The organism is Franconibacter sp. IITDAS19 (assembly GCF_023079515.1).
In the GTDB taxonomy this organism is placed as follows: Bacteria; Pseudomonadota; Gammaproteobacteria; order Enterobacterales; family Enterobacteriaceae; genus Franconibacter; species Franconibacter pulveris.
The window spans coordinates 197620-222085 of sequence record NZ_JALJCP010000007.1; the positions used below are offsets into that span (position 1 = coordinate 197620).

A 24466-nucleotide genomic window follows, 5' to 3' on the forward strand; every position below is an offset into this window, starting at 1 on the left:
TTGTTTTCAGCTATCAGAGAAATCACGATTACCTTTCTTTAATGCACTTGATAATCATTCTCATTTTGTTAGCATGAAACATAGCAAAGGCTATATTTAGAGGCAAAGCATGAACAACAGTCGCGTTGAGAGTGGCAGTGGGCGTACAGCGCGTAAGTTAAGGCTGGCGCTAATGGGGCCGGCATTCATTGCGGCCATCGGCTATATCGATCCAGGCAACTTCGCTACCAATATCCAGGCGGGGGCCAGCTTTGGCTATAAGCTGCTGTGGGTCGTAGTCTGGGCGAACCTGATGGCCATGGTTATTCAGGTGCTTTCCGCCAAACTCGGTATCGCCACCGGTAAAAACCTCGCAGAACAAATCCGCGACCATTACCCGCGTCCGGTAGTCTGGTTTTACTGGGTGCAAGCCGAGATCATCGCTATGGCGACCGATCTCGCTGAGTTCATCGGCGCCGCCATTGGCTTTAAGCTTATCCTTGGCGTTTCGCTATTGCAGGGCGCGATATTAACGGGTATCGCGACCTTTCTGATTCTAATGTTGCAGCGGCGTGGACAAAAGCCGCTGGAAAAAGTGATCGGCGGCCTGCTGCTCTTTGTCGCAGCGGCCTATATCGTTGAGCTCATTTTTTCTCAACCCAAAGTCGCCGAGCTGGCGAAAGGGATGATTATCCCAAGCCTGCCCACTTCTGAAGCCGTCTTTCTTGCCGCCGGGGTGCTAGGGGCGACTATCATGCCGCACGTTATTTATCTGCATTCTTCATTAACGCAGAACCTTCATGACGGTTCACGCAAAGAACGTTACTCCGCCACCAAGTGGGACGTCGCCATAGCGATGACAATCGCAGGCTTTGTTAATCTTGCGATGATGGCGACCGCGGCGGCGGCTTTCCACTTCAACGGCCACAGCGGCGTGGCGGATCTCGATCAGGCTTACCTGACGCTTGAACCGTTGTTGAGCCACGCGGCAGCCACCATTTTCGGCCTGAGTCTGGTCGCCGCAGGGCTTTCCTCGACGGTAGTCGGCACGCTGGCCGGGCAGGTGGTGATGCAGGGTTTTGTGCGTTTTCACATTCCGCTGTGGGTACGCCGCTCTATTACCATGGCGCCTTCCTTTATCGTTATCCTGATGGGGCTCGACCCAACTCGTATTCTGGTCATGAGCCAGGTATTGCTGAGTTTTGGCATCGCGCTGGCCCTCATCCCGCTGCTTATCTTCACCAGCAACCCGAAGTTAATGGGTGAGCTTGTCAATACCACGCTGGTCAAACGCACCGGTTGGGCAATTGTTACCGTGGTGGTGGCGCTGAATCTCTGGCTTCTGGTGGGGACGGCGCTGGGGCTGTAAGTGCATCGTCAGGTAAGAAAAAAGCAGGCTTTATGCCTGCTTTTTTTGTTCGGTTAGTGATGGTGATGGTGGCCTTTTCGCCCCCAGCCATGGCGGTCGCTGCGGTCTTCCCAGCCGGCGCGGTAGCCGCGCTCATAGGCCCGGCGATTATCCCAGCCGCGTTTTTTATCCCAGCCGTGGTGCCAGCCATTATCATGGCGCCACCAGCGGCCATCGCGTCGTTCATAGTGACGATGCCAGTAATCACGGTCGCGCCAGCGGCCGCCGTCCCAGTAGTTACCGTAATTGTCACGATCGCCAATTTGTAATTTTATCGATGGCAACAGGGTGATTTCGCCAGCACTGGCGATAAGCGGCGTACCAGCGAGTAATACTGCCGCAAGAATCAGGGACCTGAACATACTCTTCTCCTTCACGATCGGGGCCATAAGGGCCTGTTACGAGAATATTACGGTCAGGTAAAGAACTCCTTTATCGCTTTAACTCCTAAATCCTGCGGCATAGCACTTTTTGCAAAATGTTTCAGACGAGCTCGCCGTTGAGTATGGTTTCGATTTCCTGCCGTTCTTCCTGCGTAAACTGCCGATTTGCCAGCATGCCAACAGCATCCTCAAGCTGGCTGGTCTTGCTTGCGCCAATCAACACCGAGGTTACTTTTTCATCACGCAGCACCCATGCGAGCGACATTTGCGAAAGCTTCTGGCCGCGGCGCTCCGCCATCGCGTTGAGCTGACGCACCTTCTTAAGCTTCTCTTCGGTAATCTGATCCGGATTGAGGAAGCGGCTGCCGCTTGCCGCGCGGGAGTCTGGCGGAATGCCGTGCAGATAACGGTCGGTAAGCTGCCCGCCCGCGAGCGGTGAAAAAGCAATGCTGCCTACCCCTTTTTCTGCCAGCACATCCAGTAATTCCTCTTCCACCCAGCGCTCAAACAGAGAATATTTGGGTTGGTGAATAAGGCAGGGGGTACCGAGCTCGTTCAAAATATCAATTGCCTTGCGGGCAAGCGGCGCCGGGTAGTTGGACAGGCCGACATAAAGCGCTTTACCCTGGCGCACCGCATGATCCAGGGCGCGCATCGTTTCTTCCAGCGGCGTCTCCGGGTCTGGCCGGTGGTGATAAAAAATATCTACGTACTCAAGCCCCATACGTTGCAGGCTCTGGTCGAGACTGGAAAGCAGATATTTACGCGATCCCCAGTCGCCGTAGGGGCCGTCCCACATGGTGTATCCCGCCTTCGAAGAGATGATTAATTCATCCCGATAAGGCAAAAAATCTTCCCGTAAAATGCGGCCAAAGTTGCTCTCCGCTGAACCTGGCGGCGGCCCGTAGTTATTGGCAAGGTCAAAATGCGTAATGCCCAAATCGAAAGCGCGGCGCAACAGCTGGCGGCTGGTTTCCAGCAGCGTGGCATCGCCAAAGTTATGCCAAAGGCCAAGAGAAATAGCCGGAAGCTTCAGCCCGCTGCGGCCGCAGCGGCGATATTCCATCGTCTGGTAACGAGCCGGATCTGCCTGATAAACCATGAAGAAAGCCTCAGTGTGAAGGTCTGCAGTAAGTGTATGCGTTTACACAAAAATGGTCGATCATCAGCCTACACCGCAGCACGCCGTAAATCCTGCTTTCCAGTCTGAATTGCTGCCGCATTCTGGACAGCGATCACACTTCTTCGATACTCAAATCAGGCCCTTATTAAAAGGATGGCTGTTATGTCTGCTCATTACAGCGTTGCGGATTATCTTCTCGACAGGCTGGCAAGCCTCGGCATTTCTCATTTGTTCGGCGTGCCGGGAGACTACAACTTACAGTTTCTGGATAATGTAATTAGCCACCCGCAGGTCAGGTGGGTCGGATGCGCTAACGAACTCAACGCCGCGTATGCAGCAGATGGTTATGCCCGCTGTCAGGGCGCAGGGGCGTTGCTGACAACTTTTGGTGTCGGCGAACTCAGCGCGCTTAACGGCATTGCCGGAAGCTATGCCGAATATGTCCCGGTTTTACATGTGGTTGGCGCGCCCTGTCTTGGCGCTCAGCGCAAAGGAGAATGTCTGCACCATACGCTGGGTGATGGCGACTATTCTCACTTTCTGCGTATTGCACGCGAAGTATCGGCAGCGCAAGCGTTGCTGAAGCCGGATAATGCCTGTGCTGAAATCGATCGGGTTATCCGCGAAATGCTGACGACCCGGCGACCTGTTTATGTGTTGTTACCTGCCGACGTGGCAAAAATGCCTGCCACTGCTCCTGTAAACGTTCTCACTGAGGCCGCTATTCCTTCCGATGAAAACGGACTGGCGGCTTTTAGCGAAGCGGTTAACCAGCGGCTGGCGCAAAGTCGGCGGCCTGCGCTACTCGCTGATTTTCTGGCGCAGCGCTTTGGGCAACAAAAAGCGTTACAGCAATGGCTGGATGATACGCCGATGCCGCACGCTTCGCTGTTGATGGGCAAAGGATTGCTGGATGAAAGCCAGCCTGGGTTCGCAGGCACCTACAGCGGCGCGGCAAGCGTTGACCGCGTACGCGAAGCCATCGAAGAGGCGGATTTGGTCATCTGCGTGGGCGTACAGTTTTCCGACACGATTACCGCCGGCTTTACCCAAAAGCTCTCTTACAGCCAGACTATCGACATCCAGCCGCAGGCCGCGCGCATCGGCGACCAATGGTTCAGCCCTTTACCGATGGCGCAGGCGGTGGAGATCCTGCATCAGGCCTCTAAGCGTCATGTGCAGCGCTGGCCGCAGCCCGATATCAAACCGCCCCGTCCCGAGCGGGGAGAGGCAAAGGGGCTGGACCAGGCTGCTTTCTGGTGCGAAATACAAAGGTTCCTCCGCCCCGGCGACATCGTGGTCGTGGACCAGGGAACCGCCGCTTTCGGCGCGGCGGCGCTGCAGTTGCCCGCAGGCGCGACGTTTCTTGTGCAGCCGCTTTGGGGCTCTATCGGTTACGCGCTGCCCGCCGCCTTTGGTGCGCAAACCGCCTCGCCGAACCGGCGCGTAGTACTGATTACCGGCGATGGCGCGGCACAGCTTTCCATTCAGGAACTGGGTTCAATGCTGAGGGAAGGGCAAAAGCCTGTCGTGATTATCCTTAACAATGACGGCTATACGGTTGAGCGCGCCATTCACGGCGCGGAGCAGCGCTACAACGATATTACCCGCTGGGACTGGACGGCGCTGCCGCATGCCCTGGACGTCAGTCATCAGGCGCAAAGCTGGCGCGTCTGCGAGCCGGTGCAGTTGCGGGGGGTGCTTGAACGCTTAAGCCAACCCGCGCAGTTGAGCCTGGTGGAAGTGGTGCTGCCGAAAGAGAGCCTGCCTGCGCTGCTCGGCGCCGTCAGCGCGGCGCTTGAGGCGCGCAACGCTGGCGGCGAAGGTTAGCTATCGTCGCGCGAAGCCATCATCAACGGTTTGCCCGCCAGCAGCAGCCAGGCGGGCAGCATAACGATGCACAGCAGCGGCAAAAGATTGAGATCCGGCACTATCGCCGCCGCCATAAAGAGGCTAAGCCAGCCGTCGCGTGTGACGACCAGCACCATTCCCAGGACCGCGCAGGAAAGCGTAATGGCGGCGGGCACCGCTTCTACATGTTCATGCAGCATGAACCCAAGCGACACGGCGACGAACACCGCCGGAAAAATTCGACCGCCGCGAAAGCCGCAGGCGGCGGCGATGACCAGCGCAGCCAGTTTTACAATCGTAAATAGCAGATAATCCGCCACGCTGTAGGTCTGGCTGAAGGCGAGTTGCTGCATCTCATCCAGCCCTTTGAATAGCGTAACGTGCCCGCCGATAATGCCGAGAAGGCCCAGACAGAACCCCCCCACGCCCAGGATCAGCACCGGGTGTTTTAGCCTGTGCATGAGTTTGTGCAGGCGCGGCAGGCACCAGACGGCGACCATTCCAAGCGCGATGGCGATAGCCGCCACCACCGCCCCGCTGAGAATGTCCACCAGACGCATCTGGCCATAAGGTGCGACAGACAGCGAAAAATGGGGATGGAAAAAGAGGCTGGTGGTTATTCCGCCAGCGGCGGCGGCCATTAGCGGCGCGAAAAGTTTATCCCACAGCGGCGCATCGTTGCTGCTGTTAAGGGTTTGCGAAAAGATAAGCGCGGCGGCGACCGGCGTGCCAAACATCGCGCCGATAGTGCCCGCCGCGGCAAGTATCGTCCAGTCCAGCAGATGGACGCGAGGCAATACCCGCGCGCCAAGCGCTACGGCAAGCGCAATATTCAGCGCCATAATCGGATGCTCTGGCCCAAGACTCACGCCGCCCGCCAGTCCCAGCACCAGCGCGATAATAAGACCCGGCAGCGCGAGCGGCGATACCGGCGCGCCGATAAGCGGTTCCAGCGCCGGGTCTGGCCCGCCGTGGCCGGGCAGATAGCGAATCACCAGCCCTACCGCCACGCCGGTCAGCGTCAGCATTAATAAAATCCAGAAAGGGGAATCGAGAGACACCCCAAGCCGGGAGGGAAGCGACTGCCATAACAGCGTTTGCAACGCCGCCGCCATCTTCATAACGCATAACAGGACGAGGCTTGAACCCACGCCAATCATCAGGGCAGGGAAGGAGAGCAACAGCATGGTTCGGGCTCGCGGATGGAGCATGATACCTTCCTTAACATATTGTACCGTTGTCTTATTCAGACCGCGCGCGCCCCTGTGCCATAATCGCATGACAAAAGGTGCTGAAACGGTAAAGGTAATCTGTGACAGCAGTCAATAAACCTGGGGCACTTATGCTATGACCATTGTTGTTCTGGCGCCGGGAAATTACAGTGTGCCAGGGACCAATTCTGAATTTAGCGGAGCAGTGAAATAATGACAAAATATGCTTTGGTGGGGGACGTCGGCGGCACCAACGCACGCTTAGCGCTATGCGATGTGGACAGCGGCGAAATTCTGCGGGCGAAGACCTATTCCGGGCTGGATTATCCGAGCCTTGAGGCGGTGGTGCGTGTCTATCTGGATGAACATAACGTCACTGTTACCGACGGTTGTATCGCTATCGCCTGCCCCATTACCGGCGACTGGGTGGCGATGACCAACCATATCTGGGCTTTCTCCATCGCAGAGATGAAAAAGAACCTCGGCTTTGCGCATCTGGAGATAATCAACGATTTTACCGCCGTGTCGATGGCCATTCCGATGCTCAAACAAGAAGAGCTGATCCAGTTTGGCGGCGGCGCCGCTCAACCGGGCAAACCTATCGCCGTGTATGGCGCAGGAACCGGGCTTGGCGTAGCGCATCTGGTACATGTTGATCGCCGCTGGGTGAGCCTGCCGGGCGAGGGCGGGCATGTGGACTTCGCGCCTAACAGCGAAGAAGAAGCGATTATTCTTGAACAACTGCGCGCCGAAGTGGGCCACGTTTCCGCCGAACGAGTGCTCTCCGGCCCGGGTCTTGTGAACCTTTATCGCGCGATTGTAAAAGCCGATGGCCGCCTGCCGGAAAACCTGCAACCGAAAGACATTACTGAACGGGCTCTGGACGACAGCTGCACCGACTGCCGCCGCGCGCTTTCGCTGTTCTGCGTCATTATGGGCCGTTTTGGCGGCAACCTGGCATTGACGCTGGGAACCTTTGGCGGCGTTTATATCGCAGGCGGCATTGTGCCGCGCTTCCTGGATTTCTTCACCGCGTCAGGTTTTCGCGGCGGGTTTGAAGACAAAGGCCGCTTTAAAGCCTACGTGCAGGATATTCCGGTTTACCTCATCGTGCACGACCAGCCAGGGCTGCTCGGCGCAGGCGCACACCTGCGCCAGACGCTGGGGCAAATCCTCTAATCTCAGGCGCCGCAAGGCGCCTTTTTTATAACCGCATCAGCAGGCGAAATTCTTTTACTTTGCTTCGGCTCACCGGCACCTGAAAGTCGAGATCCCGCAGGCGCAGAATATACGTGTTGTTAAACCACGGCTCTATTTCGCGGATTTTATTCAGGTTAACGCAGTAGGAGCGATGGCAGCGGAAGAAATGCGCCTCCGGCAGACGGCTGCAAAACTCGGTGATGTTTATGGGCATCACATAAGCTTCGCGGCGGGTATAGACGAAGGTCATTTTTTCATGCGCTTCGGCATAATAAATATCGTTAATATCGGTAACGATAATTCGCTCATCTTTAACGAGGTTTATCGTCGCGTTTTCGCGGTTTGCCGGGGCTGCGGCATGCGGGCTCGTCTGCTGTGAAAATGCCGCCTCCAGCTTCTGCAGCATGCTGATGATGCGCGATTCCTGATAAGGCTTAAGAATGTAGTCAAACGCCTCCAGTTCAAATGCTTCCACCGCATGCTCTTTCCAGGCCGTGATAAAAACGATAAACGGCTTATGGGCGAATTTACTGATGTTCTGCGCCAGCAGCACGCCATCCAGCGAAGGAATATTGATGTCGAGAAAAATGGCGTCCACGCGGTTGTGCTGTAAAAATTTCAGCACGTCCAGTCCGTCGTCGAAGATGCCGACAATTTCCATCTCGCTGTGTTCTTTGATAAGCCAGCTCAACTCCTGCTGCGCCAGCACTTCATCTTCAACAATGATGACTTTCATACGGCTCACCGTTACGGCTGAAGGGCGGCAGACGCGGCCAGCGCCTGCGGCTGATTAGGAACATAAAAAGCAATTTCAGTGCCCGGGTCGAGGCGGCGGATAAGCAGCCCTTCGCCATAAAGCAGTCTGACGCGGTGGTGCACGTTCAGAAGACCTATCTTATTGCCCGGCATTTCGTTCGCTTCCACCCGGTCGATAACCTGCTGGTCGATGCCGTGGCCGGTATCACGTACAGCGATGCGCACGCGGTTGCCGCTCTCCGTGACGCTAATCGTCACCACGCCTTTACCCTTGCGGGGCTGGATGCCGTGCACGATAGCGTTTTCCACCAGCGGCTGGATAAGCAGACTGGGCACTACGCAGTTAACCTCTTCATCGATGTCGTAGATGACGGTCAGCTTGTCGCCGAAGCGCGCCTGCTCAATAGCGATATAATCTTTTATCTGATAAAGCTCTCTTTTAATGTCTATCTGCTCATCATCGTTGAGTTCAATGTTGTAACGCAGGTATCGAGAAAGATTAAAAATCAGCTGGCGCGCGGTATCCGGATTCAGGCGAATGGAGGAGGAAATCGCGTTCAGCGCATTGAATAAAAAATGCGGGTTAATTTTACTTTGCAGCGCACGCAGCTCCGCTTTGTTCGCCATTTCGCGCAACTGTTCGGTGCGGGAAACCTCAAGCTGAGTAGAAATGATTTGCGACAGGCCGATAGCCATCTCCTGAAGAGAAGAGGTTATCTGGTGCGCGTGACAGTAATAGATTTTTAGCGTCCCGGTCACCACCCCTTTTTCCCAGAGCGGAATAACGAGCATAGAGTGAATTTCCGGGGTGCGGTGCGCTTCGTCATTGTTTTTAATAATGATCTTGCCGTAGCGGATCGCCTGTAGCGTTGTAGGACTAAGTTCGTCGTTATTGTCCCGATAGTTGTGCTCGCCCACGCCTACATAAGCCAGCACCCTTTCATTGTTAGTGATGGCAACGGCGTCGGCCTTAATATCCCGACAGATAATCGCGCACACCTGGCGCAGCGATTCGCTGTTGACCTGACGAAACAGCGGCAGCGTTTTGTTGGCGATATCCAGTGCGAGTTTCGCCTGGCGCGCGGCGCTGGCCTCTTTTTCGCCTTCCACGCTTCTGACCAGCAGCACAATAAAGCCAATCGACACCGTGCCGAGAATCATCGGCACGCCGATTTTCGACACGATATCGAGCCCAAGCGACAGCGTCGGCGCCCAGACGATCACCAGAATCATTGTCAGGGTTTCACACGCCATCCCGGCAAGAATACCGATGCGCCAGTGCTGCGCTTTCGGCACCCGCTGGTGGATCCAGCCTGAAAGGCAGCCCGCCACGATGCTGGTAATAAAACAAGGAATAGAGGTAATGCCGCCCATATCAATCAAATAGCGGTGAACGCCTGCGATAAGCCCGGTAATAATACCCACCCAGGGGCCAAAAAGGATGCCGCCGGACATGACCGCAATTATTCGCACGTTAACCAGCGAGCCTTCCACCGGTACGCCGGACCAGGTGCTGAACAGCGCGAACAGAGAAAAGATGGCGGTAACCGCCAACAGCTCTTTGGCGGTGTGAGCGCTTTTATGCAGCAACTCGCGGAAAAGGCGGATGCGAATCAAAAAGAAGAGGCAGATAAGCATTAATGCCGCGCGGTCAAACACCGCCAGCAGCATGTTGAAAATTTCGTGCACGTAATACTCGGGTTGTCATCAGGGAGAAAGGCCATAATAGAAAACCTGGCGGCAGATGACCAGCCGCCAGGTGTGCTGCGTTATTCGCCTTTCAGCTGTTCACGGCCGGCCGGGGTGAGACAGGCTTCGGTAGCGCGGCCAGTAAAATCCACTTCAAAGTCGTCGGCGGCGAAATCGGGCGGGGATCTGCCTTCAACAAACGCCGGCCACTGGCGCTTGAGGTAGGCGGCGTTTTTCTCACACCAGGGTGCGGCGGCGATATACATTACGTTGCTGTCAAACTCGCCCTGATGTTCGTTTTCCACGGCGTGTATAACATCACAGTGCCAGAAAACCGTGTCGCCCGGCTCCATATCAGGAATTGAGGAAATCCCAGTCAGTAAAAGGGGATGCCACTGTTCGTTAATAGATAATGCGCGGCCAGGCTTCGCCTCGCACAACGACTCCTCCGGCACATCATCCTGAAGGGCGCGCAGCAGGATGTAAGCCATGGCGTTGGCAATGGGCAGCAGCGTCAGCGTGCCGCCGTGTTTGCGCTGTTCGCTGAGCGCCGTCCAGCCCTGGAAAGTGCGGAACATAGAGCAGACCGCCGGGGAGGGGATTTCCCGCGCTTCAGTGCGTCCTTCAGCCTCAAAGGGATTATAACGACGCCATTCGCCGCTAAAGACATGACGATAAACGTGGCGGAAATTTTCATCCAGCCAGCGTTCCACCGAGCCGCCATCCACATGCGGCGACAGGCCCAGCGAAGAGGAGCGCGGCGGGCGGCGGCGGGTGCGGTCTGCATAAGTCACTACGCGGTTCGGATCGAAATGCTGCTTGCCCTGGCTTTCCGTCTGCCAGAGGTTATTGAGAAACACCTGCGCGGCTTTCATGCGTTCGTGCTGACGCGCTTCTACCTGTGGCTTCGACCAGTAGATGCCGTAGATCTGCGGTTTACTGTCGGCAAGCGTTCCGAAGTAGTTATCTTCAGCGGCGTTTTTCAGTTTTTCGACGAAGTTATTGCGTTCCAGGTAGTCGCCGATTTCCTTATTCCAGGCGCGCGCCTGGTTTTCTGCAAACACGCCTTTAATCACGCAGCAGCCGCGCTCGCGGATTAACGCTTTTTGTTGGTCGCTGATGCGGTTATGCAGAATATCTTCGGCGTGGATTTGCGGAACCGGGCTTTCGCCGCGCTCCATCTCTTCGCGGATAGCCTGGATTTGGCGCTTCATGTCCGCTTCCAGTTCGTTAAACACCGCTTTGTAATGAGGTAAGTCGCGGCGAAGCTTCTGTTTAACGTCACGAATAGCGGCGGGCAGATCGTTGATTTGCAGGGTCATCGCGGTAACTCCATAAGTGAGAGGGAAGAGGTTATAGGTTTGTTGCGACAGAGTTAATATAGCGCCTGGCAATCGGATAAAACAGGGATATCTTTCAAATGAAAGTTCCCGTTTTTCCTGACGTCAAAAATTGTTTGTTTTGCCTCTCGACAGAAGAAAATTTTTCAGGCTATTTTGTATACATGCCACAATCGTGGCGGCGTCGCTCGGACGGTCCGGGCGCTAACGTAAACCTGAGGAACCTATGGCTGACTCCAGCGCTATCCGTCGTTTTTCCCGTATCGATCGTCTTCCCCCGTACGTTTTTAATATCACTGCTGAACTGAAGATGGCTGCGCGTCGGCGCGGCGAAGATATTATCGACTTCAGCATGGGGAACCCCGATGGCGCTACGCCACCGCATATTGTGGAAAAGCTTTGTACCGTTGCGCAACGTCCCGATACGCACGGCTACTCAACCTCACGCGGTATTCCGCGCCTTCGCCGCGCCATTTCGCGCTGGTATCAGGAGCGTTACCAGGTAGATATCGACCCTGAAAACGAGGCGATTGTCACCATCGGTTCGAAAGAAGGGCTGGCGCACCTGATGCTGGCCACGCTCGACCACGGCGATACCGTGCTGGTGCCTAACCCGAGTTATCCCATCCATATTTACGGGGCGGTCATCGCGGGCGCTCAGGTGCGCTCAGTCCCACTGGTGGAAGGGGTGGATTTTTTCAACGAGCTGGAGCGGGCTATCCGCGAAAGCTATCCGAAGCCGAAGATGATGATTCTGGGCTTCCCCTCAAACCCAACCGCGCAGTGCGTAGAGCTGGAGTTTTTTGAGAAAGTGGTGGCGCTCGCTAAACGGTACGACGTGCTGGTTGTGCATGACCTCGCTTACGCCGATATCGTCTATGACGGCTGGAAAGCGCCTTCTATCATGCAGGTGCCGGGCGCGCGCGACGTGGCAGTAGAGTTTTTCACGTTGTCCAAAAGTTACAACATGGCGGGCTGGCGAATTGGCTTTATGGTCGGCAATCAGCAACTGGTGAGCGCGCTGGCGCGTATTAAAAGTTACCATGATTACGGCACGTTTACCCCGCTGCAGGTGGCGGCTATTGCCGCGCTGGAAGGGGATCAGCAGTGCGTGCGCGATATTGCAGAGCAGTACAAACGTCGCCGCGACGTACTGGTAAAAGGTCTTCACGAAGCTGGTTGGATGGTGGAGTGCCCGAAAGCGTCTATGTATGTCTGGGCGAAAATCCCGGAGCAATACGCCGCTATGGGGTCGCTCGAGTTCGCCAAAAAGCTGCTGCAGGATGCGAAAGTCTGCGTTTCCCCAGGCATCGGTTTTGGGGAGTATGGCGACACGCATGTCCGCTTCGCGCTGATTGAGAATCGGGATCGCATTCGACAGGCTGTGCGCGGCATTAAGGCGATGTTCCGGGCGGATGGTCTGCTGCCCTCAGGGAGTAAAACCGCAAGCGAAAGCGCCGAATAAAACAAAACAGGAGCCCAATGGCTCCTGTTTCACTCAGGTGTTTTGCTAAATCATCAGGGCAAACGTGCCGGCCCACAACAGCAGAATCACCGATACGCCCATAAAGAAGTATTTCACGTCACATCGCTCCGCATACTCTATTGTATGCTTAAAAACTCTACGCAAGGTCTCAGTATAGAGAGATAAAACCGCAGCCAGAGTACTTTGAGATTTTTCCCGTCCTGACCTGTCGATTCCCCCGAAAACGTTGACTATTCTGGGGCGCCAGCGGCCGCTAATGTACCCCTAAATTTTGAGGGAGACAAGCGGCTGCCGACCCGCTAAAAATTATTTTTTTATGGCTCTGCTTAATGATGTTATCCCATTAAAAATACTAGAAAAAAGATAATTTCCGGTGAGTAACTATTCACTCGCTTCCCCTTGCCTGACAGCCGCCAGGTATGTAAATGTAAGTAATTTGTTGTATCAGCAGAGCAGGATAAATGGTCATCAGTAAAACTAACGCAGAACACTACCTGTGGGGTGGGGACTGCGACGGCTGGCATCTGGTAAAAGCCCAGGATTTAAGCGTCATTCAGCAGCGTATGCCGTCGGGCCGGGGAGAGCAGTGCCACTACCATGAAACAGTAAGGCAGTGCTTTTTTGTCATCAGCGGTGAAATGACGGTCGAGCTTAACAACACGGTTTTTGTACTGAAACCGGGCGAGTCACTCGAAGTCGCCCCAGGGCAACTTCACCAGATTCGTAACGAGGCCAATCCTGATACCGAATACCTGGTTATTTCCCAGCCTATGACGCGCAACGACCGTCACGATTTTGCGGACAAGTCAGGGGCGAAGCGTTAAGCGTCAGGCCCCGCTTAAAGCCAGCCCGTTTTCCGCAATTTGCGATAAAGCAGGTAACAGGCCAGGAAAGTGCCGCCAATCGTAACCGGATAGCCATAAATCGATTTTATTTCCGGCATGTGTTCGAAGTTCATGCCGTACATACTAAAGACTATGGTTGGGATAACCAGGATAGCACCCCATCCCGCCAGCCGCTTGGTCACTTCGTTTTGCTGTACTGTCACCAGCGCCAGGTTTACGTGCATGGCGCTGGTCAACATTTCATGCATATTTTCCGCATCCATTACCGCGTGATGAGCATGGTCCTGCACGTCTCGCAGATAAGGCCGAAGCGATTTCGGAAAAATATCTTCATGCAGGCGAATTAGCTGATTGCAGATTTCGTTAACGGGTAGCGCGGCATTGCGAATTTCCAGCAACTGCCGACGGAGTGTATAAACCTCCTGCATCGCCTGCTTATCGAATTCGCTGCGGAACATTTTTTCTTCAAGCTTTGTAATACGTTCTCCAAGCGAAGCGGTAATTTCCAGATAATGATCGACAATAAAATCGAGCAGGCAATAAAGCGAGTAACCCGGGCCGCCTTCCGTCAGCATTTCCGGTCGCTCCTGAGCCCGCATACGGACTGGCGCATAGCTTTGCGAAGGGCCATGACGTACGGAAACCAGGTAATTTTTGCCAACAAAGAAGTGGGTTTCGCCAAAGTCGATGCGGCCGGCATCAGACATATAGGCGGTTTTCACCACAATAAAAATCGACTCGCCATACTGATCGATTTTAGGGCGCTGGTGCGCCGTCAGGGCGTCTTCAATAGCCAGTTCATGCAGGCCGAACTCTTCCTGCATGTTTTGCATAAACGGTGGATCGGGCTGCCAGAGACCGAGCCAGACAAAGTTATCCGGCGATTTTAGCGCGTCGCTGATGTCTTCGACATTAATCACTTCAAACTCGCCGCCAGGACGATAAACCATACTGTTAACAATCATATTTCTTCCCTGCGCACGCATAGTAATAGGGTAACTATAGCGACCGTTATGCTGCGTTTCCTGTTTAGTTTTCTGAATGTTGCGAAGGGCTGCTGACCTTTTTTTTGAAATAGCCAGTCTTGCTAGATTCATCTTCATGGCGTTCTGTCAGCGTAGGCGCGCTTTTATGTCCCTGCAGGCGTCGGATGAGATTAACATGCGTTTAAGTGGCCAACTCTTCATGTTGCCAGTAACAGGCAAAACGCAAAACCCTCCCTCAGTCATACCTGACCCGCCCTTCGTTAACTCTCTTACCTAAGGATTGCTGGAGATATCCAACTTATAGTCGCGCCACGGGCTCTTAAATACGCGTTCAACTATTTCCTCTTTACGTTGATGCAGTAGCATAAAGTATCGTGAACAAAGATGCCTTATCGATGCGTCGGGAGGGCTTTACGAAAGTGAAGGCATAATGGATCCGGTGCCAGGGATAAAGGTAACTTTTGCGTCTCAAAATACTTTCCAGGTTGATATTATGCTTTTGGTTTATCAATTTATCGTATACATAATCCAGAGAGTAATATTAACCATAAAACTCTTCTCCTTTATTTTCTACGCTAAATAAGCATGACGTGAGGAAAGGGTATTTTCTCCTCCATGGCAAGTGCTTAACTTAAGTGCCAGGAACGGGCGTATATTTCCTCGCGTAAACAAAATGGCCTCATCATATCAATTTGTCAGGTAAATCTTTTTTTGTTAATTCATTCTGGGATTCAATGCAATATTGATTTTTAACGGTGTTCTTCCTGGAATTATTAATATTTTCCTAATAGATTTGGAATTGAATTGTTACCGTGTAGAAATATTTTTCAACAGAAAATAACTGAGAAAAAAAGGTCGGTATATATTTCCTGGCGCCGGAATATCTGCCTTAACCGAAAATAATTAGAAATCCATTTGCTCTGGCATTGCGGATTTCTCGTAGCGCTCAGATCATGAGTATTTACATTTACGCTCTATTCCCCTCTTGTTCGTGCATGCAATTCGCGTAGCATTTCTAACGTAACTGTCTGTTTTATACATTCTATTTCATCGCTGTGGATGCGGCGAGGTGCTGTCCGGAAGATGTGCCAGAGGTTTCCGGTAATCAGCCGTCTGAAGCACGTCATATGAAGGAACATTGCATGTCCGGTTCATTCCAGGAAGAAATTCCAAAAGCCCGTATTAACCTCAAATTGAACCTGCACACAGGAGGCGCTCAGAAAAAAGTGGAGCTGCCGCTTAAATTGCTGGTGACCGGTGATTTCAGTAACGGACAAGAGAACCGTCCGCTGTCTGAGCGTACCAAAATCAACGTTAATAAAAATAATCTGGGTAGCGTTTTAGCTGAGTTTTCACCGTCCGTTAACCTCACTGTTGAAAATACCCTCGCTGGTGATGGCAGTGAAGAAAACATCCGTCTCAGCTTTAAAGAAATGAAAGATTTTGAGCCGGAGCAGGTGGCCCGCCAGATCCCTCAGCTTAAAGCGATGCTTGCCATGCGTAGCCTGTTACGCGATCTCAAATCCAATCTTCTGGATAACGCCACATTTCGTAAAGAGCTGGAAGCCATTTTGCGCGATCCGACGCTCAGCAATGAATTGCGCGCTGAACTCAATGCCCTTGCTCCGAAAGCCTGACGGAAAAAATTAAAGGAAAATGTTGATGTCTGTACAGAATGAAACCGCTGTGCCAGCAGGTGAGACGCTTGTCCAGGAACGTTCCGCAACTGAGGGGATTTACGCCTCCTTGTTTGAAAAAATCAATCTGAAACCCGCTTCCAGTCTCAGCGACCTGTCAGTCTGGCAGGATGAAACTGCCATGGCGGAAGCCGGTGCTAACGAACGCATTACTGCAGGTGTGCAGGTGTTCCTGGAGCGTCTGCGCCAGTCGGGTCAAAGAGTGGAGAAGCTCGATAAGACGCTGATTGATCATCATATCGCCGAGCTGGATCACCAGATTAGCCGCCAGTTGGATGCTGTCATGCACCACGAGGCGTTTCAAAAAGTTGAGTCATTGTGGCGCGGCCTGAAACATCTGGTGGATAACACAGATTATCGCCAGAACGTGAAGACCGAGATCCTGGATGTGTCCAAAGACGATTTGCGCCAGGATTTTGAAGATGCGCCGGAAGTTATCCAGAGCGGGCTGTACTGGCATTCTTACGTTTCGGAGTACGACACCCCAGGGGGAGAACCCATTGCGGCGGTAATCTCGGCGTATGAATTTGATGCCAGCCCGCAGGACGTAGCCCTGATGCGCAATATCTCTAAAGTGTCAGCGGCGGCGCATATGCCGTTTATCGGTTCTGCCGGTCCGAAATTCTTCCTCAAAAACTCAATGGAGGAGGTCGCCGCCATCAAAGATATTGGCAACTACTTTGATCGCGCCGAGTACATCAAATGGAAATCCTTCCGCGAGACTGACGACAGCCGCTATATGGGGCTGGTGATGCCACGCGTCCTGGGCCGCTTGCCGTATGGTCCGGACACCGTGCCGGTGCGCAGCTTCAACTATGTTGAGCAGGTGAAAGGTCCGGACCATGAGAAATACCTGTGGACCAGCGCCTCCTTTGCCTTTGCGGCTAACATGGTGAAGAGCTTCATCAACAACGGCTGGTGTGTGCAGATCCGTGGCCCGCAGGCCGGGGGCGCGGTGAACGATCTGCCGATCCATCTGTATGACCTCGGCACCGGCAATCAGGTGAAAATCCCGTCGGAGGTGATGATCCCGGAAACCCGTGAGTTTGAATTCGCCAATCTGGGTTTCATCCCCCTGTCGTATTACAAAAACCGCGACTACGCGTGCTTCTTCTCAGCCAACTCCACGCAGAAACCGGCGCTGTACGATACCCCGGATGCGACGGCCAACAGCCGCATCAATGCGCGTCTGCCATACATCTTCCTGCTGTCGCGTATCGCGCACTACCTCAAGCTGATTCAGCGCGAAAATATCGGCACCACCAAGGACCGCCGTTTGCTGGAGCTGGAGCTGAACACCTGGGTACGTGGGCTGGTCACTGAAATGACCGATCCAGGCGATGAGCTGCAGGCGTCTCACCCGCTACGTGATGCGAAAGTGATTGTCGAAGACATAGAAGACAACCCGGGCTTCTTCCGCGTGAAACTCTATGCGGTACCGCACTTCCAGGTAGAAGGGATGGACGTCAACCTGTCGCTGGTTTCCCAGATGCCGAAGGCGAAATCATAAGCTAAGGCAGGAAGTCAATGAAAACGGAACAACCGTTATGGGGCAGGGGCCAGATGGTCTCTCCCCAGCACTTCCAGCAACAGGCCGCTTATGCGGCCTGGTCTGCGGAATGCATCGCCCGGCTGGGCCTCAGCCAGCCCTGGGGAATAATTGACGCCACCTTCGAGCCGGATGCCCTGAAGCTGGGCCGCCTGCAGGCCCGCCATCTGCACGTCCGTTTCCCCGACGGCACGCTGATTGATACCGATAATGCGGATGCCCTGCCTCCGGCGCTGGCGCTCGACAGTGAATCGCATGAAGTGGTGGTAGTTCTGGCGCTTCCGCTGCTGCGGGCGAACGGCGGCAACTGCCTTAAACCTGATGAAGTGGCTGAACGTCCGGTGCGCTATCGCCAGCGCTGGCGGGATGTCCGCAACACCTTCGGGGACGATACCCGTCAGATTGCGGTGATGCAGCCGGAGCTGACATTGCGCTTCGCCTGGCAGAACAACAGCGATTACCTGACCTGCCCGGTCGCCCGTCTGCAGCAGGATACGCAGGGCGCATGGTTACTGGACGAAGCTTTTCTCCCGCCGCTGCTGACCATTCAGGGTAGTCGCTGGCTGGTGACCCAGTTGGAACAGCTGATGACGCAACTGCGTGCCCGGCTGAGTCGCCTGATGGCAATGCGCCGGGAAAGCAACGAACGTATGGCGGATTTTGCTGTGGCCGACGTGTCCCTGTTCTGGTTGCTCAATGCCCTGAACAGCGCCGAACCTGTGCTCGGTCAGTTTCAGCGCAACCCACAAAGCCCGCCTGAGCGTTTGTATCCGGAGCTGGCCCGGTTTGCGGGCAGCCTGCTTACCTTCTCACTGGAACACCAGGTGAGTGCTATTCCTGTCTGGCAGCATGAGCAACTGAATAACGTCTTCCCGCCGCTCTTTGACCTACTGGGCGACCTGCTGGAAGCCAGCCTGCCGTCGCGGGTGGTAGCGATTGAGCTTGAGCATGATGCCCGGCTTCACTTCTGGCAGGCCCGTCTGCATGACCCACGCCTGCGCGAAGGGGCGGATTACTACCTCTCCGTGCGTTCGCCGATGCCGGTGGCACAGCTGCAGGAACAGTTCCCGCGCCAGTGCAAGGTGGGCAGTCCCGATCATGTCAGGAGTATCGTCAATTCATCACGGGTGGGTGTGCCCCTGATGCCCCTGCGTCATGTGCCGGCCGCCATCCCACTGCGTCTGGAAAACCAGTATTTCAGCCTCGATGTCTCTCATCCTCTGGCCAGCGAAATGCTACAGGGCGGCACCTGTATGTTTTACGTTCCGGGCATGCTCGGCGAGCCTGAACTTGAACTCTTTGCGGTACTGAGAACATGAGTGAGCCTAAACGCAGCGCTGCTGCGTCCATTGATATTGATGCCCTGCTGCAGGACACCTGGTTGCAGGTCATCAGCTTGCGCCACGGTCCGACGTTTCAGGATGGAGAAGGCCGGCTGCTGTGGGAGCGCTGTATCGCCGATGTGGAGCGCGTGCAGCGTGAGCTGAAAGCGAGTGAACTCGATGAAGCCAGCTGTCAGCATATTCTCACTGCACAGTGTGCGCTGCTTGATGAAGCCGTCAAAGGTCGCGGTGTGGAGGATGACGCCTGCGTGCAGTGGTATGACATTCCCCTGCAGGGACACTTCCTCGGCACCATGGACGCGGGTGATACGCTGTGCGATCGGATGCGTGATGTGCTGCGTGAACCAGCGCCTGACCATGCTGTCTTGACCTGCTTCCAGCGGGTCATGATGCTGGGATTCCTCGGCAGTTTCCGATCGCTGAACGATCCGGATCGCCAGAAACTCGTCAACGCGCTCAGTGAACATGTCACGCCGTTCAGCTATCCACAAACCCATCCGATCCTGGCGGAAAGCCGTACCGGGCGTGGAATGGGCGGCTGGCTGGCGTCATGGCCCGTGCGTATTGGCCTGAGCGTGGCGGTGGTGGCCGCGCTGTGGTGGGGACTGAGCCACTGGCTGGATCAGACACTGCTGACCCTGCTACCGGGGGCTGTGAAATGAGTCCTGCACAACAGCGCGGGCTTGCGCTGTGGGCCGCCCTGCTGAGTGCAGTGGTCTGCCTGGGTTTCCTGCCGGTATCCAGACTGGTTTCTGTGCTTCTTCTGCTTACCGTTCTGGGGCTTATCCTGGCGTTCTGGTATGTAGCCAGTCGTCGTGCGGAGCATGACGTCATCCTGCGTCAGGATGACCTCCCGGAAGCCACTTACCGTCAGCCTGTGGTGCTGGTCTGTGGCGATCTGCCGCTGGCCTGGCCACAGCAGTCACCGGTGCTTACGGTCACACAGGGATGCTGGATCCGGGTGGAAGACCATCAGGATCCGGAGCAGGTAGCCCGACAGGTGCTGTGGCTGCGCCCGGACTGGGGACGTCAGTTGTCGGTGATGGTCAGCGTCTGTCCGCAGAAGCATGCAGACATCGAGGCGCTGACCAGTCGCCTGCTGGCCCTGCGCTGGCAAATCAGCCAGCTGCGTAAAGTGACGGGTCATTCTGTGCCGCTGGTTCTGAATGGTCAGGTGGGCAGTGCGATGACGAATGATCTGCTCTGGCAGGCGGCTATCCCGGGGGAAGGGGTGAGGGTCTGGCGTGAGTCTTCAGCGCCGGGTTCAATCGCTGCATGGGTCACCACCGGTGGGTCGCCTGCGATGCAGCAACAGGTGCTGATGAACAGCTTGATGAGCTGGTTCCAACAGCACGTCCAGGCTGTCTTTATGGATGAGAACCCCGACGTTCCTGTCATTGCTCCTGTCTCGGTGCTGTGGGGAATGAGGCCGATCCTTGCCGGAAGTCTGGCCACATCAGCCTGGACTGCGTGGCTTTCGCATCACACTGCGATGCAGCAGGTAGCGGGCTGGCAGCCGTCAGGAACGGACAGTACGGTTATCTCCCCCTTTCCGGATTTTATTCTGCCGCTGCTGCCCGAAGGACGAGGCCTGACGCCGCGTGGGCGAACCTGGCGTTGTGCGCTCGGGCTTTTCACGCTGGCGGCGATTGCAGCGCTGCTCAGCAGTGGCTGGAACAATCGCCAGTTGCTGCAGCGTGTGAGCTTCGATATCGCCCGCTATGACCGTATTCCGATGCATGATTTCGGACCAAAAGCCGATGCCGTTGCTGTACTGCGTGACGATGCGGCTGAGCTGGATGACCAGGCGCGCAATGGCGTACCGGCGCGCATGGGCCTAGGTCTGTATCAGGGGGAGCGCCTGCGAATGCCTGTGCTGGATGCGATCCGTTCGTATGTGCCTCCACCGCCGCCTGAACCACAGCCGAAACCCAAACCGGTGCCGAAAATTGTCCGCCTCGACAGCATGTCGCTGTTCGATTCCGGTAAATCCGTGCTGAAGGCTGGTTCCACCAAAATGCTGGTGAACTCACTGGTCGGTATCAAGGCGAAACCGGGCTGGTTGATTGTGGTGTCAGGTCACACCGACAACACCGGCAATCCAGTGCTCAATCAGACGCTATCCCTGAAACGTGCCGAAGCGGTGCGCGACTGGATGCGTGATACCGGTGATGTACCGGAAAGCTGTTTTGCGGTGCAGGGCTATGGCGAAAGCCGTCCGATCGCAACCAATGACACCCCGGATGGGCGTGCGCTCAACCGCCGTGTCGAAATCAGTCTGGTACCACAGGCCAACGCCTGTCAGATACCGGGCCACACCCAGGCGTCATCGCAGGATGATGGCGCATCACAACACAATGGAGAGTAATTCCATGGCAATTCCTGTTTATCTTTGGCTGAAAGACGACGGCGGCGCAGACATTAAAGGTTCTGTGGACGTTCAGGATCGTGAAGGCAGCATCGAAGTTGTCGCTCAGGAGCATAACCTGTACATCCCGACCGATAACAACACCGGCAAACTGACCGGTACCCGTATCCACACTCCGTTCCTGTTCACCAAGGAAATCGACTCGTCCAGCCCGTACCTGTACAAGGCAGTGACCACCGGTCAGACCCTCAAGTCTGCGGAATTCAAGTGGTACAAAATCAACGACGCGGGCCAGGAAGTGGAGTACTTCAACACCAAACTGGAAAACGTGAAAGTGGTGAAAGTGAATCCTGAAATGTATGACATCAAGGATCCTTCTAAAGAGAAGCACAACCACCTTGAGCGCATTGAACTGCGTTACGAAAAAATCACCTGGACCTATAAAGACGGCAACATCATTCATTCCGACTCCTGGAACGAACGCGCTACCGCGTAAGCCCGATGCGGACGGGGTTTCCTGTCCGCAGTTTTTTGCTGAGGGCCTGTCTGAAACGGGCTTTCAGCAAAGAAACCCACAAACTGCCAGCCCGACCGTATGCGCTTTGGTCCCCATCCCAGGAAACAGCGATGGGCGGTAGCGTGTCCTGGAACCGACAAAGAGAGAGATTCATGGAAAATCCAGCCATTCTGTTACGCCGTCTGAACCCATACTGTGCCCGTGCGATGGAAGGCGCCGCCTCTTTATGCCAGACCCGGGCGCATGCGGAGATCTTACCCGAGCACTGGTTACTGAAACTGCTGGAGCAGGGAGAGGGTGACCTGACCGTACTGGCGCGCCGCTATGAGTGGGATATGGACAGCATCTGGCAGGATTTACTCAGTTGGCTTGACAGACAACCCCGCTCGGTGCGCCATCGACCCAATCTTTCTGAACTTATTCAAACACTTATGCAGCAGGCATGGCTGATTGCTTCACTCAACGGTGAAGAACAAATCCGCAGTGTTCATCTGTTGATGGCGCTGGTTAAGAAACAGGGCCTGGTCCGTTGTGATGGTTTGTGGCCGCTGCTGACGCTGGGACAGCGCCAGCTGGAACGTCTGAGGCCACTACTTGATGCGCAGTCGGATGAACGCCCGGATGTGCAGCTCGAGGCTGAACTGGCTCAGAGCCGTGGCGGGGACGTGGAGTTTATCGGGCGTCCAGTCGGAGCTGAAGTGAAAGAGGGCGAACTGAGCCAGGCTCTGCAGAACGCGCTGGATAAATTCACCCTCGATGTCACCGCCAAGGCCAAAGAGGGCAAAATCGACCCGGTCTTTGGCCGTGACACTGAAATTCGCCAGATGGTGGACATTCTCTCCCGCCGTCGCAAGAACAACCCGATCCTGGTGGGGGAACCCGGTGTCGGCAAAACCGCGCTGGTGGAAGGTCTGGCGCTGCGCATTGCCGAAGGCAACGTGCCGGAGTCGCTCAAGCCTGTGGCGCTGCGTACCCTTGACCTCGGCCTGTTGCAGGCAGGCGCAGGCGTGAAGGGCGAATTTGAGCAGCGCCTGAAAAACGTCATCGATGCGGTACAACAGTCTCCGGCGCCTGTCCTGCTGTTCATCGACGAAGCGCATACCATCATCGGTGCCGGCAACCAGGCTGGCGGTGCCGATGCGGCTAACCTGCTGAAACCTGCCCTGGCGCGTGGCGAACTGCGCACCATCGCCGCCACCACCTGGTCCGAATACAAACAATACTTCGAGCGCGATGCCGCGCTGGAGCGTCGTTTCCAGATGGTTAAAGTCGATGAGCCGGATGACGACACCGCCTGTCTGATGCTCCGAGGCCTGAAATCCCGCTATGCGGAGCATCATAACGTCCATATTACCGACGATGCGGTGCGCGCCGCGGTCACGCTTTCGCGCCGCTATATAACAGGCCGCCAGTTGCCGGACAAAGCGGTCGATTTGCTTGATACCGCCGCAGCCCGCGTGCGCATGAGCCTTGATACAACGCCAGAACCGTTAACCCGCATTCGCTCGCAAATTACGTCGCTGGAAACGGAGAAGCAGGCGCTGCTGGAGGACATTGCTGCAGGCAGCCAGAACCATGACGAACGTCTAATGGCGATTGAACAGGAAGAAGTACGCCTGATTGTTGAACTCGACGAACTGGAAACCCGGTATGGCCAGGAGCTGGCGCTCACCGGGCAACTGCTGAAAAGCCGCCAGGATATCTCCCGCCAGAGCGAGATTCACGCGTTACAACAGGAACTGAATGGTTTGCAGCACAGCAACCCGTTGCTCTCCGTGGATGTGGATGTACGCACCGTCGCCAACGTAATTGCCGACTGGACCGGCGTGCCGCTCTCCTCGCTGATGAAAGACGAGCAGACCGAACTGCTGACCCTTGAAAACGAAATCGGCAAACGCGTGGTGGGCCAGGACGCTGCTCTGAACGCCATCGCTCAGCGCCTGCGCGCGTCAAAAACAGGTTTAACGTCAGAGAATGGCCCCCAGGGCGTGTTCCTGCTGGTCGGCCCGAGCGGGGTCGGTAAAACGGAAACCGCGCTGGCGCTGGCGGATGTGCTGTACGGTGGTGAAAAATCGCTGATTACCATTAATCTCTCCGAATACCAGGAGCCGCACACCGTTTCCCAGTTGAAAGGCTCGCCTCCGGGCTACGTGGGTTACGGTCAGGGCGGCATTCTGACCGAAGCGGTACGCAAGCGACCGTACAGTGTGGTACTGCTCGATGAAGTGGAAAAAGCGCACCGGGATGTGATGAATCTGTTCTATCAGGTGTTCGACCGCGGCTTTATGCGCGACGGTGAAGGGCGTGAAATCGACTTCAGAAACACGGTTATTCTGATGACCTCGAACCTCGGCAGCGACCACCTGATGCAGTTGCTCGACGAACAGCCGGAGGCCACCGAAGGCGACCTGCACGAACTGCTGCGCCCGATACTGCGCGACCACTTCCAGCCGGCACTGCTGGCGCGTTTCCAGACCGTGATTTACCGTCCGCTGGCAGAAACGGCAATGCGCACCATCGTCGAAATGAAGCTGTCACAGGTCAGCAAGCGCTTACATCGTCACTACGGTCTGACCACGCACATTGATGAGAGCCTGTATGACGCACTCACTGCCGCCTGCCTGCTGCCGGACACTGGCGCACGCAACGTCGACAGCCTGCTGAATCAGCAAATTCTGCCGGTACTGAGTCAGCAGTTGCTGAGCCACATGGCTGCGAAACAGAAACCACAGTCG

General features: G+C 55.4%; 19 protein-coding genes. 12 read left to right on the plus strand and 7 right to left on the minus strand.

Annotated features, from left to right (window positions below; translation table 11 throughout):
- The first annotated feature begins 109 nt into the window (after positions 1 to 109).
- Entirely contained in the window at positions 110 to 1348 is a 1239-nt protein-coding gene (locus MT962_RS17050; protein ID WP_048888536.1) for an Nramp family divalent metal transporter, read from the plus strand.
- A 53-nt stretch (positions 1349 to 1401) separates the two neighbouring features.
- Here MT962_RS17050 and MT962_RS17055 read toward each other — a convergent pair whose 3' ends face one another.
- Positions 1402 to 1749, minus strand: coding sequence for a DUF2502 domain-containing protein (locus tag MT962_RS17055; RefSeq protein WP_024559101.1), 348 nt, complete (start codon positions 1747 to 1749; stop codon positions 1402 to 1404).
- A gap of 121 nt (positions 1750 to 1870) precedes the next feature.
- Positions 1871 to 2872, minus strand: coding sequence for an L-glyceraldehyde 3-phosphate reductase (gene mgrA, locus MT962_RS17060; RefSeq protein ID WP_247366110.1), 1002 nt, complete (start codon positions 2870 to 2872; stop codon positions 1871 to 1873).
- Positions 2873 to 3055: 183 nt separating this feature from the next.
- Here mgrA and MT962_RS17065 point away from each other — a divergent pair, with 183 nt between their 5' ends.
- Positions 3056 to 4723, plus strand: coding sequence for a thiamine pyrophosphate-binding protein (locus MT962_RS17065; protein ID WP_247366111.1), 1668 nt, complete (start codon positions 3056 to 3058; stop codon positions 4721 to 4723).
- Here MT962_RS17065 and MT962_RS17070 read toward each other — a convergent pair.
- Positions 4720 to 5955: an ion channel protein gene (locus MT962_RS17070; protein ID WP_188724198.1), complete on the minus strand. Its 1236-nt coding sequence runs from the start codon at positions 5953 to 5955 to the stop codon at positions 4720 to 4722. The genes MT962_RS17065 and MT962_RS17070 overlap by 4 nt on opposite strands.
- A gap of 213 nt (positions 5956 to 6168) precedes the next feature.
- Between MT962_RS17070 and glk the strand changes: the two genes are divergently transcribed.
- Positions 6169 to 7134 (plus strand): glucokinase, encoded by a 966-nt coding sequence (gene glk, locus MT962_RS17075; protein ID WP_024558546.1) that lies wholly within the window; start codon positions 6169 to 6171, stop codon positions 7132 to 7134.
- A gap of 25 nt (positions 7135 to 7159) precedes the next feature.
- Here glk and MT962_RS17080 read toward each other — a convergent pair whose 3' ends face one another.
- The 3 genes from MT962_RS17080 to MT962_RS17090 all read right to left on the minus strand — a co-directional run bounded on the left by MT962_RS17080 (position 7160) and on the right by MT962_RS17090 (position 10922).
- Positions 7160 to 7891, minus strand: coding sequence for a LytTR family DNA-binding domain-containing protein (locus MT962_RS17080; RefSeq protein WP_024558545.1), 732 nt, complete (start codon positions 7889 to 7891; stop codon positions 7160 to 7162).
- An 11-nt stretch (positions 7892 to 7902) separates the two neighbouring features.
- Complete coding sequence (locus tag MT962_RS17085; protein WP_247366112.1) at positions 7903 to 9600, minus strand: sensor histidine kinase; 1698 nt, start codon at positions 9598 to 9600, stop codon at positions 7903 to 7905.
- 80 nt (positions 9601 to 9680) lie between these two features.
- A complete protein-coding gene (locus tag MT962_RS17090) occupies positions 9681 to 10922 on the minus strand; it encodes a DUF1479 domain-containing protein (protein ID WP_024561027.1) in 1242 nt (413 codons plus the stop codon).
- A gap of 244 nt (positions 10923 to 11166) precedes the next feature.
- On the opposite strand from MT962_RS17090, the gene alaC reads away from it, so the two are divergent.
- Positions 11167 to 12405, plus strand: coding sequence for an alanine transaminase (alaC, locus tag MT962_RS17095; protein WP_024558542.1), 1239 nt, complete (start codon positions 11167 to 11169; stop codon positions 12403 to 12405).
- 482 nt (positions 12406 to 12887) lie between these two features.
- A complete protein-coding gene (locus MT962_RS17100; RefSeq protein WP_024561026.1) occupies positions 12888 to 13250 on the plus strand; it encodes a cupin domain-containing protein in 363 nt (120 codons plus the stop codon).
- A gap of 14 nt (positions 13251 to 13264) precedes the next feature.
- On the opposite strand, the gene MT962_RS17105 is transcribed toward MT962_RS17100, so the two are convergent.
- Positions 13265 to 14236 carry a magnesium and cobalt transport protein CorA gene (locus MT962_RS17105; protein WP_247366113.1) on the minus strand — a complete coding sequence of 324 codons (972 nt, stop codon included), beginning with the start codon at positions 14234 to 14236 and terminating at the stop codon, positions 13265 to 13267.
- A gap of 1163 nt (positions 14237 to 15399) precedes the next feature.
- Between MT962_RS17105 and tssB the strand changes: the two genes are divergently transcribed.
- From tssB to tssH, 7 genes are all read left to right on the plus strand, one after another.
- Entirely contained in the window at positions 15400 to 15894 is a 495-nt protein-coding gene (tssB, locus tag MT962_RS17110; protein WP_024558539.1) for a type VI secretion system contractile sheath small subunit, read from the plus strand.
- Positions 15895 to 15919: 25 nt separating this feature from the next.
- Positions 15920 to 17464, plus strand: a complete 1545-nt coding sequence (tssC, locus tag MT962_RS17115) for a type VI secretion system contractile sheath large subunit (RefSeq protein ID WP_247366114.1) — start codon at positions 15920 to 15922, stop codon at positions 17462 to 17464.
- A 17-nt stretch (positions 17465 to 17481) separates the two neighbouring features.
- Positions 17482 to 18822 (plus strand): type VI secretion system baseplate subunit TssK, encoded by a 1341-nt coding sequence (gene tssK, locus MT962_RS17120; protein ID WP_024561025.1) that lies wholly within the window; start codon positions 17482 to 17484, stop codon positions 18820 to 18822.
- Positions 18819 to 19508: a type VI secretion system protein TssL, short form gene (gene tssL / locus MT962_RS17125; protein WP_247366115.1), complete on the plus strand. Its 690-nt coding sequence runs from the start codon at positions 18819 to 18821 to the stop codon at positions 19506 to 19508. Before tssK ends, tssL begins: the two co-directional genes overlap by 4 nt.
- Positions 19505 to 21214 carry an OmpA family protein gene (locus MT962_RS17130; protein WP_024558535.1) on the plus strand — a complete coding sequence of 570 codons (1710 nt, stop codon included), beginning with the start codon at positions 19505 to 19507 and terminating at the stop codon, positions 21212 to 21214. Before tssL ends, MT962_RS17130 begins: the two co-directional genes overlap by 4 nt.
- 4 nt (positions 21215 to 21218) lie before the next feature.
- On the plus strand, positions 21219 to 21710 hold the full coding sequence (gene hcp, locus MT962_RS17135) for a type VI secretion system effector Hcp (RefSeq protein ID WP_024558534.1): 492 nt from the start codon (positions 21219 to 21221) through the stop codon (positions 21708 to 21710).
- 173 nt (positions 21711 to 21883) lie between these two features.
- Positions 21884 to 24466 (plus strand): type VI secretion system ATPase TssH (tssH, locus tag MT962_RS17140; protein WP_247366116.1); only part of this gene is annotated, 2583 nt, incomplete at its 3' end.

Coding starts and splice junctions, on each gene's coding strand:
- MT962_RS17050 (WP_048888536.1), top strand. CDS start 110: ATGAACAACAGTCGCGTTGAGAGTGGCAGTGGGCGTACAGCGCGTAAG.
- MT962_RS17055 (WP_024559101.1), bottom strand. CDS start 1,749: ATGTTCAGGTCCCTGATTCTTGCGGCAGTATTACTCGCTGGTACGCCG.
- mgrA (WP_247366110.1), bottom strand. CDS start 2,872: ATGGTTTATCAGGCAGATCCGGCTCGTTACCAGACGATGGAATATCGC.
- MT962_RS17065 (WP_247366111.1), top strand. CDS start 3,056: ATGTCTGCTCATTACAGCGTTGCGGATTATCTTCTCGACAGGCTGGCA.
- MT962_RS17070 (WP_188724198.1), bottom strand. CDS start 5,955: ATGCTCCATCCGCGAGCCCGAACCATGCTGTTGCTCTCCTTCCCTGCC.
- glk (WP_024558546.1), top strand. CDS start 6,169: ATGACAAAATATGCTTTGGTGGGGGACGTCGGCGGCACCAACGCACGC.
- MT962_RS17080 (WP_024558545.1), bottom strand. CDS start 7,891: ATGAAAGTCATCATTGTTGAAGATGAAGTGCTGGCGCAGCAGGAGTTG.
- MT962_RS17090 (WP_024561027.1), bottom strand. CDS start 10,922: ATGACCCTGCAAATCAACGATCTGCCCGCCGCTATTCGTGACGTTAAA.
- alaC (WP_024558542.1), top strand. CDS start 11,167: ATGGCTGACTCCAGCGCTATCCGTCGTTTTTCCCGTATCGATCGTCTT.
- MT962_RS17100 (WP_024561026.1), top strand. CDS start 12,888: ATGGTCATCAGTAAAACTAACGCAGAACACTACCTGTGGGGTGGGGAC.
- MT962_RS17105 (WP_247366113.1), bottom strand. CDS start 14,236: ATGATTGTTAACAGTATGGTTTATCGTCCTGGCGGCGAGTTTGAAGTG.
- tssB (WP_024558539.1), top strand. CDS start 15,400: ATGTCCGGTTCATTCCAGGAAGAAATTCCAAAAGCCCGTATTAACCTC.
- tssC (WP_247366114.1), top strand. CDS start 15,920: ATGTCTGTACAGAATGAAACCGCTGTGCCAGCAGGTGAGACGCTTGTC.
- tssK (WP_024561025.1), top strand. CDS start 17,482: ATGAAAACGGAACAACCGTTATGGGGCAGGGGCCAGATGGTCTCTCCC.
- tssL (WP_247366115.1), top strand. CDS start 18,819: ATGAGTGAGCCTAAACGCAGCGCTGCTGCGTCCATTGATATTGATGCC.
- MT962_RS17130 (WP_024558535.1), top strand. CDS start 19,505: ATGAGTCCTGCACAACAGCGCGGGCTTGCGCTGTGGGCCGCCCTGCTG.
- hcp (WP_024558534.1), top strand. CDS start 21,219: ATGGCAATTCCTGTTTATCTTTGGCTGAAAGACGACGGCGGCGCAGAC.